General features: G+C 35.1%; 12 protein-coding genes. 10 read left to right on the forward strand and 2 right to left on the reverse strand.

The annotated features are described in order from the left end of the window. Window positions 1-11: 11 nt before the first annotated feature. The 3 genes from amaP (at window position 12) to A4G25_RS11700 (ending at window position 1,369) form a co-directional block, all read left to right on the forward strand. Complete coding sequence (amaP, locus tag A4G25_RS11690; RefSeq protein WP_047130828.1) at window positions 12-560, forward strand: alkaline shock response membrane anchor protein AmaP; 549 nt, start codon at window positions 12-14, stop codon at window positions 558-560. Between the two features lie 11 nt (window positions 561-571). Then, on the forward strand, window positions 572-808 hold the full coding sequence (locus A4G25_RS11695) for a DUF2273 domain-containing protein (RefSeq protein ID WP_015900932.1): 237 nt from the start codon (window positions 572-574) through the stop codon (window positions 806-808). 63 nt (window positions 809-871) lie between these two features. Continuing rightward, window positions 872-1,369: an Asp23/Gls24 family envelope stress response protein gene (locus A4G25_RS11700; RefSeq protein ID WP_047130827.1), complete on the forward strand. Its 498-nt coding sequence runs from the start codon at window positions 872-874 to the stop codon at window positions 1,367-1,369. A 136-nt stretch (window positions 1,370-1,505) separates the two neighbouring features. Here A4G25_RS11700 and A4G25_RS11705 read toward each other — a convergent pair whose 3' ends face one another. Then, on the reverse strand, window positions 1,506-3,476 hold the full coding sequence (locus tag A4G25_RS11705) for an IucA/IucC family protein (protein ID WP_047130826.1): 1,971 nt from the start codon (window positions 3,474-3,476) through the stop codon (window positions 1,506-1,508). Window positions 3,477-3,582: 106 nt separating this feature from the next. On the opposite strand from A4G25_RS11705, the gene A4G25_RS11710 reads away from it, so the two are divergent. The 7 genes from A4G25_RS11710 to A4G25_RS11740 all read left to right on the forward strand — a co-directional run bounded on the left by A4G25_RS11710 (window position 3,583) and on the right by A4G25_RS11740 (window position 12,500). Further along, window positions 3,583-4,758 carry an MFS transporter gene (locus A4G25_RS11710; RefSeq protein ID WP_063164642.1) on the forward strand — a complete coding sequence of 392 codons (1,176 nt, stop codon included), beginning with the start codon at window positions 3,583-3,585 and terminating at the stop codon, window positions 4,756-4,758. Next, window positions 4,755-6,512: an IucA/IucC family protein gene (locus A4G25_RS11715; protein ID WP_047130824.1), complete on the forward strand. Its 1,758-nt coding sequence runs from the start codon at window positions 4,755-4,757 to the stop codon at window positions 6,510-6,512. The genes A4G25_RS11710 and A4G25_RS11715 overlap by 4 nt, the downstream gene beginning before the upstream one ends. 5 nt (window positions 6,513-6,517) lie before the next feature. Then, window positions 6,518-7,588 carry an alanine racemase gene (locus A4G25_RS11720; RefSeq protein ID WP_047130823.1) on the forward strand — a complete coding sequence of 357 codons (1,071 nt, stop codon included), beginning with the start codon at window positions 6,518-6,520 and terminating at the stop codon, window positions 7,586-7,588. A gap of 274 nt (window positions 7,589-7,862) precedes the next feature. Continuing rightward, window positions 7,863-8,864, forward strand: a complete 1,002-nt coding sequence (locus tag A4G25_RS11725; protein ID WP_047130822.1) for an ABC transporter substrate-binding protein — start codon at window positions 7,863-7,865, stop codon at window positions 8,862-8,864. A gap of 14 nt (window positions 8,865-8,878) precedes the next feature. Beyond that, window positions 8,879-9,910, forward strand: coding sequence for a FecCD family ABC transporter permease (locus A4G25_RS11730; RefSeq protein ID WP_174531725.1), 1,032 nt, complete (start codon window positions 8,879-8,881; stop codon window positions 9,908-9,910). Continuing rightward, on the forward strand, window positions 9,907-10,869 hold the full coding sequence (locus A4G25_RS11735; protein ID WP_047130820.1) for a FecCD family ABC transporter permease: 963 nt from the start codon (window positions 9,907-9,909) through the stop codon (window positions 10,867-10,869). The genes A4G25_RS11730 and A4G25_RS11735 overlap by 4 nt, the downstream gene beginning before the upstream one ends. A 260-nt stretch (window positions 10,870-11,129) precedes the next feature. Continuing rightward, on the forward strand, window positions 11,130-12,500 hold the full coding sequence (locus tag A4G25_RS11740) for a YjiH family protein (RefSeq protein ID WP_047130819.1): 1,371 nt from the start codon (window positions 11,130-11,132) through the stop codon (window positions 12,498-12,500). A 50-nt stretch (window positions 12,501-12,550) separates the two neighbouring features. Here A4G25_RS11740 and A4G25_RS11745 read toward each other — a convergent pair whose 3' ends face one another. Beyond that, window positions 12,551-12,892: a heme oxygenase gene (locus A4G25_RS11745; protein WP_047130818.1), complete on the reverse strand. Its 342-nt coding sequence runs from the start codon at window positions 12,890-12,892 to the stop codon at window positions 12,551-12,553. Between the last annotated feature and the right edge of the window lie 65 nt (window positions 12,893-12,957).

Below are 12,957 nucleotides of genomic sequence, written 5' to 3' on the forward strand. Positions count from 1 at the left end.
GGTGCTGCATTGTGAGAAGATTGAAGAATTTCATCTTAGGCTTGCTCATTGTCGTAGTAGTAGGCATGTTGGTCTTTATGGTTGTTAAAGTGCCTCAAGTACCGCAGATTGCAACATATCGACAACAATTATTAACATTTGCTTGGTTCTTGCCGGTGCTCTTTGTGTTATCCGGGCTGCTCATACTACTCGGTTTGATTTTAGTATTTAGTTTATTTGCGCCAACCCATCGCAAACCAGGGCTTTATAAAATTTATAAAGACGGACATATCTATATTTCCAGAAAATCAATAGATAAAGTTGTGTATGATACGTTAGCGCAATATGAACAGTTAATGCAACCGAACGTAGTAACAAAATGCTACAGTAAAAAGAAAAAATCCTACATAGACATTAAAGCGGATTTCTTCTTGCCTGACGATACGCATGCCAAAACGTTGACCGAAAGTGTACGAAAAGATATTAAACAGAAAGTTGAATATTTTTCTGAGGTACCGATTCGCAAACTGGAAGTCAATGTGAAAGATCAAAAAAGCCCATCAAGTCCAAGAGTACTATAAGGAGGGATATCATGGCGAATAACAATCAAAAGCCAAATGATTCAACACAGCATGTCATTAATTTTATAAAAAGTTATGCTGGAAGAATTATTGGATTTTTAGTGTTTCTGATTATTGCGATTTTATTTTTAACACTCGGTTTTTGGAAGACGGTACTCATTGTGGTGCTATGTTTAATCGGCATAGGTATCGGGTACATTAAAGACCGTAGACAAGAATTTTTAAATTTCTTAAATCGGTGGAGTTAAACTCTTTTATAAAATGCAAGCAAGCTGCGAGAAAAATTTTAAAAGAAAAGAGGAATAAAAATTATGGCTGTAGATAATACAAAAGCAAAACAAGCTTATGATCAAGAAACTGGTGTAGATGCGATTGAACAAGAAAAAAATCAAGAAAATTCAAAACCTAAATTCCATAATAAATTAACTTTCTCAGATGAAGTTATTGAAAAAATTGCTGGGATTGCAGCACGTGAAGTACAAGGTATTCTGTCATTAAAAGGTAACCTTGTAGATAGCCTAAGCAATCAATTTTCAAGTACTGAAAATGTGACACAAGGTGTGTCGGTTGAAGTTGGAGAAAAACAAACTGCTGTAGATTTAAAAGTAGTTTTAGAATATGGTGAGTCAGCTCCGAAAATTTTCCAAAAAGTAACTGACTTAATTAAAGAACAAGTCAAACATATGACTGGTTTACAAGTTGTTGAAGTGAATATGCGTGTTGATGATGTATTAACACGTAAAGAATTTGAATTAAAACAAAAAAATAATCAACAACAGCAACAAAACCAAAATAAAGGATTAGAATAATCCATAATATTTTATTAAGTGATGAGCATAGTGCATGTTCATCACTTTTTTTAGACATAGAAATACCCTATAAAGCCTTTACCTTTTAGCAATTGCTTTATAGGGTTATTTTTATTTGTAGGCGTCTTTAATGCTGTTAATTTTTGTTATGCAACGGATTATCGACTTTCACATAAGTATACTCATGTGCTTCGTCTTCTAAACGCATAGTTGTGACGCATTTGTAATCAATTTTTTCATCAAAGAAAATGGATTCAATTTCATTTAAACGTGCTTCATCAATTTCATGAGACTCACGCATTTCTTTAAATTTATCTTGAATGAGAATACGTACTTCTGACCAAAGTGCATTTTCAAATTGAATGCTGTTATCTGTATGTTGGGCAATTGTTAGAATCAATTCACCTAAATGATTTTGCACAGTAGAATAGAATGCTTTATTGAATACAGATGTCGGTTTGTTAGTTAAAATACGTGATTTTTCATGGAAATGCTCTGTAGAATAACCGCTTCGATTCAACTGTGCTTCGTCAATACGTAATCCTTCAAAATCTCGAATGAACATACGATTGAGTGTACCGTCTTGATTAAATGAAGCAATGGCGTTTTGCAGGTGCGCTTCTAAAGCAATACCGTATTTTACGAGTAATGGAATCACCATATCTAATAAGGACTTGGCATAATCAGAAAGCCATGCACGTGCAGCTTGTTCAAAACTATCAAATTGTCCTGCAAACTGTGCACGATGAATTAATGAATTTACAACTGCTTCTCCTTGCTTCGGATTATAAGCAATCAAACTTGAAGGAATGAGATTAATTGTATTGTCTTTTGCTAAAGTGTAAATGTTAGTACGTAAAAGGGAACCAAGTTGTTCGCTACGCTCTGTTTGGTATTCGCCTTTATCAGATGAGTCATAGAAATGGATACCCGCAACTTCTGGTATTGTATCGGTTTTGATATTTTGGAATAAAGTGTCACGTTGCATAATATCTTGCAAGATTTCTGTCACCAGCGGGCCGTTAAATGTCGTTTGTTCAGACAGTGTACGGATTTCACCTGTGATATGCACATTCGTCGATAATTTGATATGCGGTGTCAGTATTGGTGATTTGGGCATCAATGTTCTAAATGATAATCCTGCATAATATTCTGTGTTATAGTCAATGTCTTTAATTAAACCGCGTGCGATTTCATCTTGATAATCACGATGCAGAATTTGCTCATATTGCCAAGGATGCACGACCATCACTTGATAATCTGCTTGCAGGTCGTTGGATAAAGCTTGCTTGAATGCTTGTTCTAAAGCAGGGAACGCATCAAACATCACTGCATTGTATGTATGTCCGAGTGCTTGTGTGCGCGCTAATGTTTTGTGTATTGCGATAAATTTTAAGTTTTGCGATTGATGGAACTCAGATGAATATTGCAAATTCATTTCTGGAGTTAAGCCTTTGCGCAATTTTGCGCCAGGGTGAAGCGGATGCCCCTCTACCACAGCTTGTTCAGAACGCAGATAGCTATCAATATTATCAGCAATGATTTCTAACATGGCACGATTTTCATCTTTTAAAGCTAAATGTTGGTAACTTAATGCCATAGCCATATTGGCAGCACTGTTCATCACATCATCGCTGAACTGGTCGCTTGCAGCCCCTTTATATTCAGGTGCATCTGTTAAAATGACATCGAGAATTTCTTCAGGATGCAAAATACGTTCAACATTTTCACCGCCATTAAGGTCAGAAAAATAAAATGGACCTTCCATATCAATGCGGTCAAATGCATGAAAACCGCTGATCGGTGCATATAATATTTTGCTTGATTTAGGCCAAGTCATTTTCATTACTTTACCTGTGGGAGAAGATAGTTCAAAAGAAAGCATATCATTTGAAAGAATCTCACTGTTTTTACCTTGTCCGACCATATCTTCTCTGTAAATTGAAACAATCAATCGTTTTGAAACTAGGTCCCTTGCTTGTAATAAGACAGATTGAAAGGCTTCTGCCCATTTTGGATGATGTGCAGATAAATAATCAAATGCATGTTGCTCTTCTTTTGTAAGAATTAAAGAATTTATATTTTGTGGTTCTATATTACTGTTCATAGTACACCTCTTCAATAAATATTTTACAAAACTACCAAAGATTTGTATAATCCATCATATCGGTAATGATAATCATTATCAATTAAAAAGACAGGTGGAATAAAAAATGGCAAAGTATTTTTTTCCAAGTTCATTCCTTCTGTTTTTGGGGAACTGGATTGGTCAAATTGCGTTAAATTGGTATGTATATGAGTCATATCATAATGCATTTTATTTAGGACTTGTGAATTTTGTAAGACTCATCCCGATACTTTTTTTAAGTATTTGGGCGGGGTCAATTGCAGATAAATATGACAGAGGTGTGTTAATTCGTATTACCATCACTTCATCAACCGTTTTAACTGCAATCTTATGTTTTCTTAGTTTCAAAATGGGGGAATTGCCTATATATATTATATTGATTTATGCCTGTGGGAGAGGCATACTCAATGCTGTAGAGACACCAATCAGACAAGCGATTTTACCCGACTTGTCTCGTTCGCTAAGCACTGTTAAGGCTGTTTCGTACCATTCATTTATTATAAATATTTGCCGTTCAATTGGTCCTGCGATAGCTGGTGCCATTATTGCAGCGTTGAATGTTAAATATGCATTCTTAGCGCAAACGATTGCGTATTGCCTAGCAGCACTGCTATGTCTGCCATTGCATTTTAAAGTTGCAGCACCTGATAAAGAAGAGGAAGTTAAATTCTCATTTGCAATTGTAGCGGATTATTTTAAAACCCATGTACAAGGATTTAATATTTTTATTACATCTTTAATTATCATGGCAACTGGTTTCTCTTATACCACGCTTTTACCCGTTTTAACCAGTTTGAATTTTCCGGGTCAAGCTTCAGTCTTCGGTATGGCGATGACATTTAGTGCAATCGGCGGTATTACCGCAACCTTATTATTGCCTAAAATATTGAAATTTTTCTACTCAATCAATGTGTATTATCTAAGTTCAATATTATTTGGTCTTGCTTTAATAGCCGTCATTATGCCGAATACAATATTGCTCTTTGGATTTATATTCCTTATTGGGTTATTCAGTCAATGTGCAAGGACAACAAATCGCGTTTATTTCCAAACACATATTGAAGATGACCGCAGAGGACGAATACTGAGTATTGTGATGATGGATCGCGGTATGATTCCATTAGGTTCAGTAATTATGAGTGCTTTGACAGAGTGGATTGGGATTATTCCGACCTTTATTACAATGGGTGTCAGTACAATAGTAGTTGCAGTAATATTCTTTGGTATCAAAGAAATGAAGAATAGAGGAAGTGTAGTATGATACAAACAACCATTCAACGTGCAGATATTAATATGCAGCATCGTGTTTTTAATGCGATGATCAAAGAAAATATATTTCCAGAAGGAACGAGAGTTAATACTTCAAATCATTATTTAGAAGTTCAATATAAAGGTCGGATTTTATCTGTCGCAATTTCTGGCGAGGCAGCGTTTAAACGTTTTACGATGAGTGGACCGCTGACTTTTCAAATCAGAGACCAAAAAGAAAGTGTGCAAACACTTGAACAATTATTAAAAATATTAGAAGAAGATTTTGATGTTCAAATTCCAAAACGTCTAGAAAAAGAATTGATTCACAGCAGACGCGGGTTTGATCTGACTTATGCGCAAATGAATCAGCGACGTAAATTGATTCATGACAGTATGAAGTTTTCTAGAATGCCGGTGAGCCTTAATTATTTCGCCTGGATGCAGCATATGAATACATTAGATGAAATGAATGATTTACTTTATTCAGAAAGTTTGGCACTAGAAGGACACCCGACACATCCCTTATCAAAAACGAAGTTGCCTTTAACAAATGAAGAAGTGGAGCGTTATGCACCAGAATTTGAAAAGGTCATCCCACTGAAAGTGATGCTGATTAGAAAAGAAGATGCCGTTGCAACTTCAGCTTCTCTTGATCCTGATTTTATGCTGAATGAAGTATTAAAAGATGAAAAGCAGCGTTTAAAAAACTTTGTTAAAGCATTGAATTTAAAATTAGAAGATTATGATGTGGTGATTGTGCATCCATGGCAATATGAGCATGTTATCATAGAGCGCTTTAAAGATTGGATTGCAGACAGACGTTTGATTCCGACGCCTGTTGTTTTACCTTCGAAAGCAACTTTATCATTTAGAACAATGGCCTTGCTTAATCATCCGTATCATATTAAATTGCCTGTTGAAGTACAAGCAACGAGTGCGATTCGTACTGTATCTGCTGTGACGACGATTGATGGACCTAAATTAAGTTATGAATTACAAAATATGCTGCATCTTTTTCCGCAACTTAAAATTGCTAAAGAGCCTTATGGACTGTATGCGAATGTTGAAGCGGATAAAGCTAGACAGCTGGCTTATATTGTGCGAGAAAAACCATTTATTGATGGAGAAGGTGTCGCGGTTGTAACAGCAAGCCTAGTAAATCCTAACCCGATTGATGACCATACCATTGTAGATAGTTATTTAGAATGGGTAGATAATGAAATTTCTAAAAATACAATTAAGCAGTTTATGACGGTTTATGCACATACTTTGATACCGCCGCTCATTGCATATATTCAGGATTACGGCATTGCTTTAGAAGCACATATGCAAAACACAATTGTAAAATTGGGTAAAGATTACAGAATGGCATTTGCAGTCAGAGATTTGGGCGGATCTCGTATTGATTTAGCTTCATTAGAAGACAAGATACCGAATGTAGTTATTGAAAACCAAAGCCTGATTGCTGAAAAAATTGAAGATGTGATTGCGAAGTTTCAACATGCGGTCATTCAAAATCAGATGGGTGAATTAATTTATCATTTTCAACAGTACGATTGTATCGAGGAAGATGAGTTATTTGAAATTATCCGTCATATTACACTCAATGCAATCGATCCTAATAAACCGCATGCGCAAGTATTAAATGAAGTACTTTTTGCACCTACAATGAAAGTTAAGTCATTAATGCGCATGAGAATGGAAGGCAAAGTGAAAAAATATGTGAATACAGAAGTTGTTAACCCATTATGGAAAGGAGAGTGAGTTCGATGGCATACTTAGAAATAGATTTAGCTAAAATTCAATATAATACTTTGATGTTAAAACATAAGTTAGAACAACGCGGCCTAGACATCACTCCCGTTATTAAATGCATTGCAGGAGATCGATCTATTGTTGAAGCATTAAAACAATTAGGTATTCATCACGTAGGAGATGCACGTTTTTCAAATATAGATAAATTGAGTGACGAAGATTTATCTTATATGATGATTCGCACGCCAAACCGTCGTGAATTAAAAGAAATGGTATCAAAAGTAAGTATCAGTATTCAAACTGATATTGAAACAATCCGCCTTATCAATGACATTGCAGCTTCCCTTGATAAAAAGCATAAAATTTTATTAATGGTGGACTGGAAAGACAGCAGAGAAGGAGTATTGACATATGATATTCCAGAATATATTAATGAAATCATGCGTATGAAACATATTTGTCTTGCTGGATTAGCATTTAATTTTATGTGTTTCCAAGATATACCGCCAACAGAAGAAGATATCTTGCTGATTAATCAATTTATACAATCTGTAGAAAAGAAAACAGGTTATCCATTGAAAATGATTTCAGGCGGCAACTCAAGTGCATTGCCGCTGCTTGATTATTGTACATTCGGCCGTATCAATGATTTGCGTGTCGGAGAATCACTGTTCCGCGGGGTCAATACAGTGGACCAGCAACCGATTCATTACTTATTCCAAGATGCGATTACACTCAATGCAGAGATTATTGAAATCAAACCACGTATTGATACAACTAAAGATGTTTCTTATTTACAAGCTATCTTGGATATTGGACAAATTGATACTGTGACAAAAGATATCTTTCCAATGTATGATAATGTGAGAATAATGGGAGCAACAAGTGATCACTTAATGGTAGATTTGAAGAATTCCGATTTCCATAAAGTAGGAGATACAATCACTTTCAAATTAGGATACCAAGCATTAGCACACAGCATGTATCAAAATACGATACCGCACGAATATATCAGAGAACCGGGCGTTCAAATGCTGGTTGATACATTTCAGACTTCAGAAGAAAAAATAAAATTAAATAATTAATATAGAATGATAAATATTACATGAAGAACCGGGCATCGATAATGCTCGGTTTTTTTGAGAAAATGGAAAAATAGTGTTGACAATGAGAATCGTTATCAATAGTATTATAAGTAAAGATGGAAGAATGAACAGCAAATGAAATGATATATGATTTATGAATTCTTTCTGCGCTTACATATTTGAAACTTGGCACTTTCCGACATCCGAGTTGAACAAGCAATTTCATTTGCCGTATCAGCAGCATCTACCAATATAAAGGAGTGGAGACAGAGAAATGAATAAATTGAAGTTTCTTGGTATTCTTGTATTAGTATTAGCTTTAACTGTTGTAACAGCATGTGGCAATGGTAATAGTGATAAATCTAAAGAATCTAGCAAAAAAGATTCTAAAGATACAATCACAATCAAAAATGACGGTGGAGAAACAAAAGTTAAAAAAGGTGCGAAACGCGTTGTAGCATTAGAATATTCATTCGTAGATGCTTTGGCTTCATTAGGTGTGACACCAGTTGGCGTCGCTGATGATAATAAACCAGATCGTATTATCAAACCTATTCGCGAAAAAATCGGTAAATATGAATCAGTTGGAACACGTAAACAACCTAACTTAGAAGTAATCAGCAAAGAAAAACCAGACTTAATTCTTGCTGACCAACAACGTCATAAAGGTATTAAAAAAGAATTAAACAAAATTGCACCAACAATTTTCTTGCCAAGTTTTGATGGTGACTATAAACAAAATATCGATGCATTCAAAACAATCGCTAAAGCTTTAGGTAAAGAAAAAGAAGGCGATAAACGTTTGAAAGAACATAACGAAAAAATGGATGACTACGCTAAAGATATTAAATTTGATAAAAAATTAAGTGCGTTACCAGCAGTTATTACAAAATCTGATATCATGGCACACTCAGATAAATCTTATGTTGGACAAATTTTCCATCAATTAGGATTTAAAGAAGCTTTAAATAAAGGAACTTCTAAAGATTTACCAAAATATATGAATGGTCCTTACTTGAAAATGTCAACTGAGCAATTAGCTAAAGTGAACCCGCAACAAATGTTTATCATGATTGATGAAAAAGATAAACCATTATTAGATAAACAAGAAAACGATGAAGTTTGGAAAACTATCGATGCGGTTAAACATAATCGTGTATACACTGCAGACCGCAGTACGTGGTCTAGATCACGCGGATTGATTTCTTCAGAAGAACTTGCTAAAGATTTAGTGAAGCTTTCTAAAGAACATGAAAACGATCAAAGCAGTAAGTAATTTAGAGAAGGTGAATGGTTATGAGTACACAACCTGACCACAGCCAAATTGAAAAGAAACAAAGAAAACGCACCACGCTCCTTTTTGTAGGGAGTGTGTGTTTTCTTTTTATTGTGATGTATTTCAATTTGACTGTCGGTACAACAAATATGAAGTTGAAAGACATTGCAGATTATTTGATATGGCATCATGATACGAAAAACACATTAGTTATACATAATTTACGCATGCCGAGAATGATTGGCGGTTTGTTTATTGGGGCTGCTTTAGCTGTAGCTGGTTTATTCATGCAGGCAATGACACGAAATCCGCTTGCCTCACCTCAAATTTTTGGTGTGAACGCAGGTGCTTCGTTTGTGATTGTTGTAATAACAATTATGTTTCCAGCTTTAACACCTATCTCTACTTTGCTTGCATTTGTCGGTGCTTTTATTGGCGGAAGTATTGTATATATGCTGTCTGATTCGACCAAAGGTATGACACCTGTTAAATTAGCATTGGCAGGGATGACGGTACATTTATTCTTTACGAGTTTGACGCAAGGATTGATTTTACTGAATGAAGATTCGACAACAACAGTTTATTTTTGGTTGGTCGGTTCTTTATCTACCTTGAAATGGGGAGATGTACTTTCGATAATGCCTTGGTTAATTGCTGCGTTTATCGCCGCATTATTAATGGCTCGTAATATCTCAATTTTAGAATTAGGTGATGAGCTTGCACGAGGGTTAGGACAAAATATCAAATTGACACGTCTCATCCTTGGTATTTTAGTAATTGTACTTGCAGGTGCTTCTGTTTCAATTGCAGGTCCGATTGGTTTTATTGGATTAATTGTTCCGCATATTGTGAAATATTATACGCAAAATAACTACTTTGTAATTATTCCACTAACGATGATATTTGGTGCTGCAATATTACTTTTATCAGATGTCATCAGCAGATTAATTGCGTATCCATTTGAAACGCCGGTAGGTATTGTAACTTCCTTCGTTGGTGCAATTTACTTCTTATCATTAACATTGAGAGGAGTGAAGCGCGTATGACGAAGAACATAGGTAGAAAGTATCTTATTGTCATTGCGATATTAATTATTGTTTCTTTATTTTCACTCTCAGTGGGTGCTGTTTTTGTCAATCCGCTTGAAGCTGTTAAAGGATTGATTATGCAAGATGATTTTATTATTAATGAATACAGAGAACCGCGTATGCTTGTCGGTTTGCTTGTAGGAAGCAGTATCGCCATTTCAGGTGCAGTGATTCAAGGTGTTGTCAGAAACCCATTAGCATCTCCAGATGTAATCGGTATTACAAAAGGTGCAAGTTTAGCAGCAGTAACTGTGTTGATTTTATTCCCTAAAGCACCTATTTATGCATTACCTGTTGCTTCTTTCATTGGTGCATTAGTGGTAAGTTTAATCTTATCTTATTTAATCGCACGTAAAGATGTACAAGGATCTAATCTGGCTTTAATCGGTTTAGCAATCGGTGCAATTTGTATGGCAGCGGTTCAATATTTACTAATCCGCTTCCCGCTCGAAGCTAATCTAGCACTCGTGTGGCTGACTGGTAGTTTATTTGGCCGTAATATGGATCATGTTCTTTCGATTTTACCGTGGTTCATTGTGACGGTACCATTGATTTTATTCTTAGCACAGCGACTAGATATTATTCATCTTGGTGACCAAGTTGCAACAGCTCTCGGTACAAGAGTCAGAACTGTTAAAATGGTGATGTTGATTTTAGCAGTAATGCTTGCAGGTTCTTCTATTGCAGTAGTAGGCGGTTTAAGTTTCTTAGGATTAATTGCCCCGCATATAGCGAGAACTATTGTCGGACATAAACATATCCATATTATTACGATGTCTGGTTTGGTAGGTGCAATTTTAATTATTGTCAGTGATACATTAGCACGCGGTATCCATCCTCCATTAGATATACCAGTCGGTGTCATTATTGCAATTGTCGGTGCACCTTATTTCATCTATGTATTAAGAAAAATGTAGTAAATATGCAGAATCGTTTCTCTCAATTGAGAAGCGGTTCTTTTTTTATGGAAATAGTGAGCTCTATGCAAAATGCATGTTTGCTTTTAAAAGAGGGAAGTTGTCTAAAAAGAGTGATAGCAACAATTAGAATCATTATCATTAAAACAAAAGTGTATTATAATTGTTGGTTTTATACATTTTTTTGTATTAATATTTATGTTTCTATTGCTAACTCTCTTAATTATGCTTATACTTATTTTAACGAGAGGGAGAAGGTTATGGAAAAATATACAAAATCACAAATTATAAAAGGACGTTTAAAATTCATTATTATGTCATTAATTGGGATTATGCTTTTCTTGATTCCAATACCGGTGACAGAAGATGGAAAGAAACAAACAACATTAACTGTTGCATTTTTAGCACATTGGTTAAAAGAAATTTTAGGCGGCTCTATGCCGTATATCTTGCTGATTGTTATTACACTTTCTGGATTGTTTACTTTATTATGTTCTACTATTTTAAAAAATCGCATCAATCCTGAAGGCTTAATGAATACCGTATTTAATGTTACACCAATTTGGTTGATAGTCAGATTGTTAGCTGTTGTGTTTGCATGGATGACATTCTTACATATCGGGACTAAAGTAATCTATTCAGATGATACAGGCAACTTGATTTTTTCTGATTTATTACCAACCTTATTGTCAGTATTTTTCTTTGCAGCATTATTTTTACCGCTACTATTAGAATTCGGTTTGTTAGAAATGCTTGGGCCGATATTCAGACCGGTCATGAGACCATTGTTCACATTGCCTGGACGATCTACTGTTGATAATTTAGCATCATTTATCGGTGATGGAACAGTAGGTGTAATTATTACAAGCCGTCAATATGAACAAGGCTTTTATTCTAGAAGAGAAGCAACGGTTATTGCGACTACTTTTAGTGTAGTATCATTAACTTTTGCAATTGTCGTAGCAGAAACAGTCGGAATGCAAAATCATTTCTTTTATTTCTATTTAACTGTAATCGTTTCTTGTTTAGTTGCTGCAGTAATTATGCCTAGAATTTGGCCATTACGTAGTGTACCTGATGAGTATGCAGTAGAAAATAGTGAGTACAGTAAAGATGAATCTAAACCAGAGGGTGTTTCTGCTGTGCGTCATGGTTTTAACTTAGCGACTGACAAAGGAATTAAAGCACCCGGCTTTGTAGATTTCTTTAAATCAGGATTAGGTACAGTAGTAGATATGTGGTTTGCAATTTTACCAGTTGTTATGACTATTGGTACATTAGCAACTATTATTGCGACTTATACGCCATTTTTTGAAATTATCGGCAAACCCTTCGTGCCATTATTGGAGTTATTGCAAATCCCTGAAGCAGGTCGTGCATCTGAAACAATGCTTGTCGGATTTGCAGATATGTTCCTACCGTCTATTTTAATTGACGGTGTGAAAAGCCAAATCACACTTTTTGTTGTAGGTGCGTTAAGTATCTCTCAACTGATTTATTTATCAGAAGTCGGCGGTGTTATCTTAGGATCTAAGATTCCTGTCAGTATCGGCAAGTTATTTGTAATCTTCTTACTTAGAACTATTATTGTTTTACCGATTATTGCCTTGATGGCACATTTATATTTCTAAAAAATAAGGAGGCACTCATTGATTTAGATGAGTGCACTCCTTTTTGTTTACTATTCTAATTTACCGAGTGCTGTAAGCACATGAGATTTTACAAGATTGCTGCCGATAATTGGTGATTCTTTCTTTTCTTTTTCATCCGATTCTTTTTTATCTGAACGTTGGTGTGCTTGTTTGAACGCATCACTATTCTTCCAATTTTCAAAGTCTTTTTCTGTATCCCACCAAGTTGTCACATACATTTCTTCAGTATCTGAGTTGTCATCTTCGATTAAAGAAACTTCAACACGATTAAATCCAGGCATTTCTTCTAACTTTGGATTAGAAGTGAAACGCGGCGCCATTTTTTCTGCAAATCCTTTTTTTACTTCAATTCTATTTGTAACGATATACATCATACATCGCCCCTTTATCTAAAATATTCTTTCTTTATTTTTACCCTAATTGTTAATAGATTAGA

Source organism: Staphylococcus condimenti (assembly GCF_001618885.1).
In the GTDB taxonomy this organism is placed as follows: domain Bacteria; phylum Bacillota; class Bacilli; order Staphylococcales; family Staphylococcaceae; genus Staphylococcus; species Staphylococcus condimenti.

Bases quoted from the DNA above. Each gene is read 5' to 3' on its own strand.
- A4G25_RS11695 (WP_015900932.1), top strand. From the start codon at position 572: ATGGCGAATAACAATCAAAAGCCAAATGATTCAACACAGCATGTCATT.
- A4G25_RS11700 (WP_047130827.1), top strand. From the start codon at position 872: ATGGCTGTAGATAATACAAAAGCAAAACAAGCTTATGATCAAGAAACT.
- A4G25_RS11705 (WP_047130826.1), bottom strand. From the start codon at position 3,476: ATGAACAGTAATATAGAACCACAAAATATAAATTCTTTAATTCTTACA.
- A4G25_RS11710 (WP_063164642.1), top strand. From the start codon at position 3,583: ATGGCAAAGTATTTTTTTCCAAGTTCATTCCTTCTGTTTTTGGGGAAC.
- A4G25_RS11715 (WP_047130824.1), top strand. From the start codon at position 4,755: ATGATACAAACAACCATTCAACGTGCAGATATTAATATGCAGCATCGT.
- A4G25_RS11720 (WP_047130823.1), top strand. From the start codon at position 6,518: ATGGCATACTTAGAAATAGATTTAGCTAAAATTCAATATAATACTTTG.
- A4G25_RS11725 (WP_047130822.1), top strand. From the start codon at position 7,863: ATGAATAAATTGAAGTTTCTTGGTATTCTTGTATTAGTATTAGCTTTA.
- A4G25_RS11730 (WP_174531725.1), top strand. From the start codon at position 8,879: ATGGTTATGAGTACACAACCTGACCACAGCCAAATTGAAAAGAAACAA.
- A4G25_RS11735 (WP_047130820.1), top strand. From the start codon at position 9,907: ATGACGAAGAACATAGGTAGAAAGTATCTTATTGTCATTGCGATATTA.
- A4G25_RS11740 (WP_047130819.1), top strand. From the start codon at position 11,130: ATGGAAAAATATACAAAATCACAAATTATAAAAGGACGTTTAAAATTC.
- A4G25_RS11745 (WP_047130818.1), bottom strand. From the start codon at position 12,892: ATGTATATCGTTACAAATAGAATTGAAGTAAAAAAAGGATTTGCAGAA.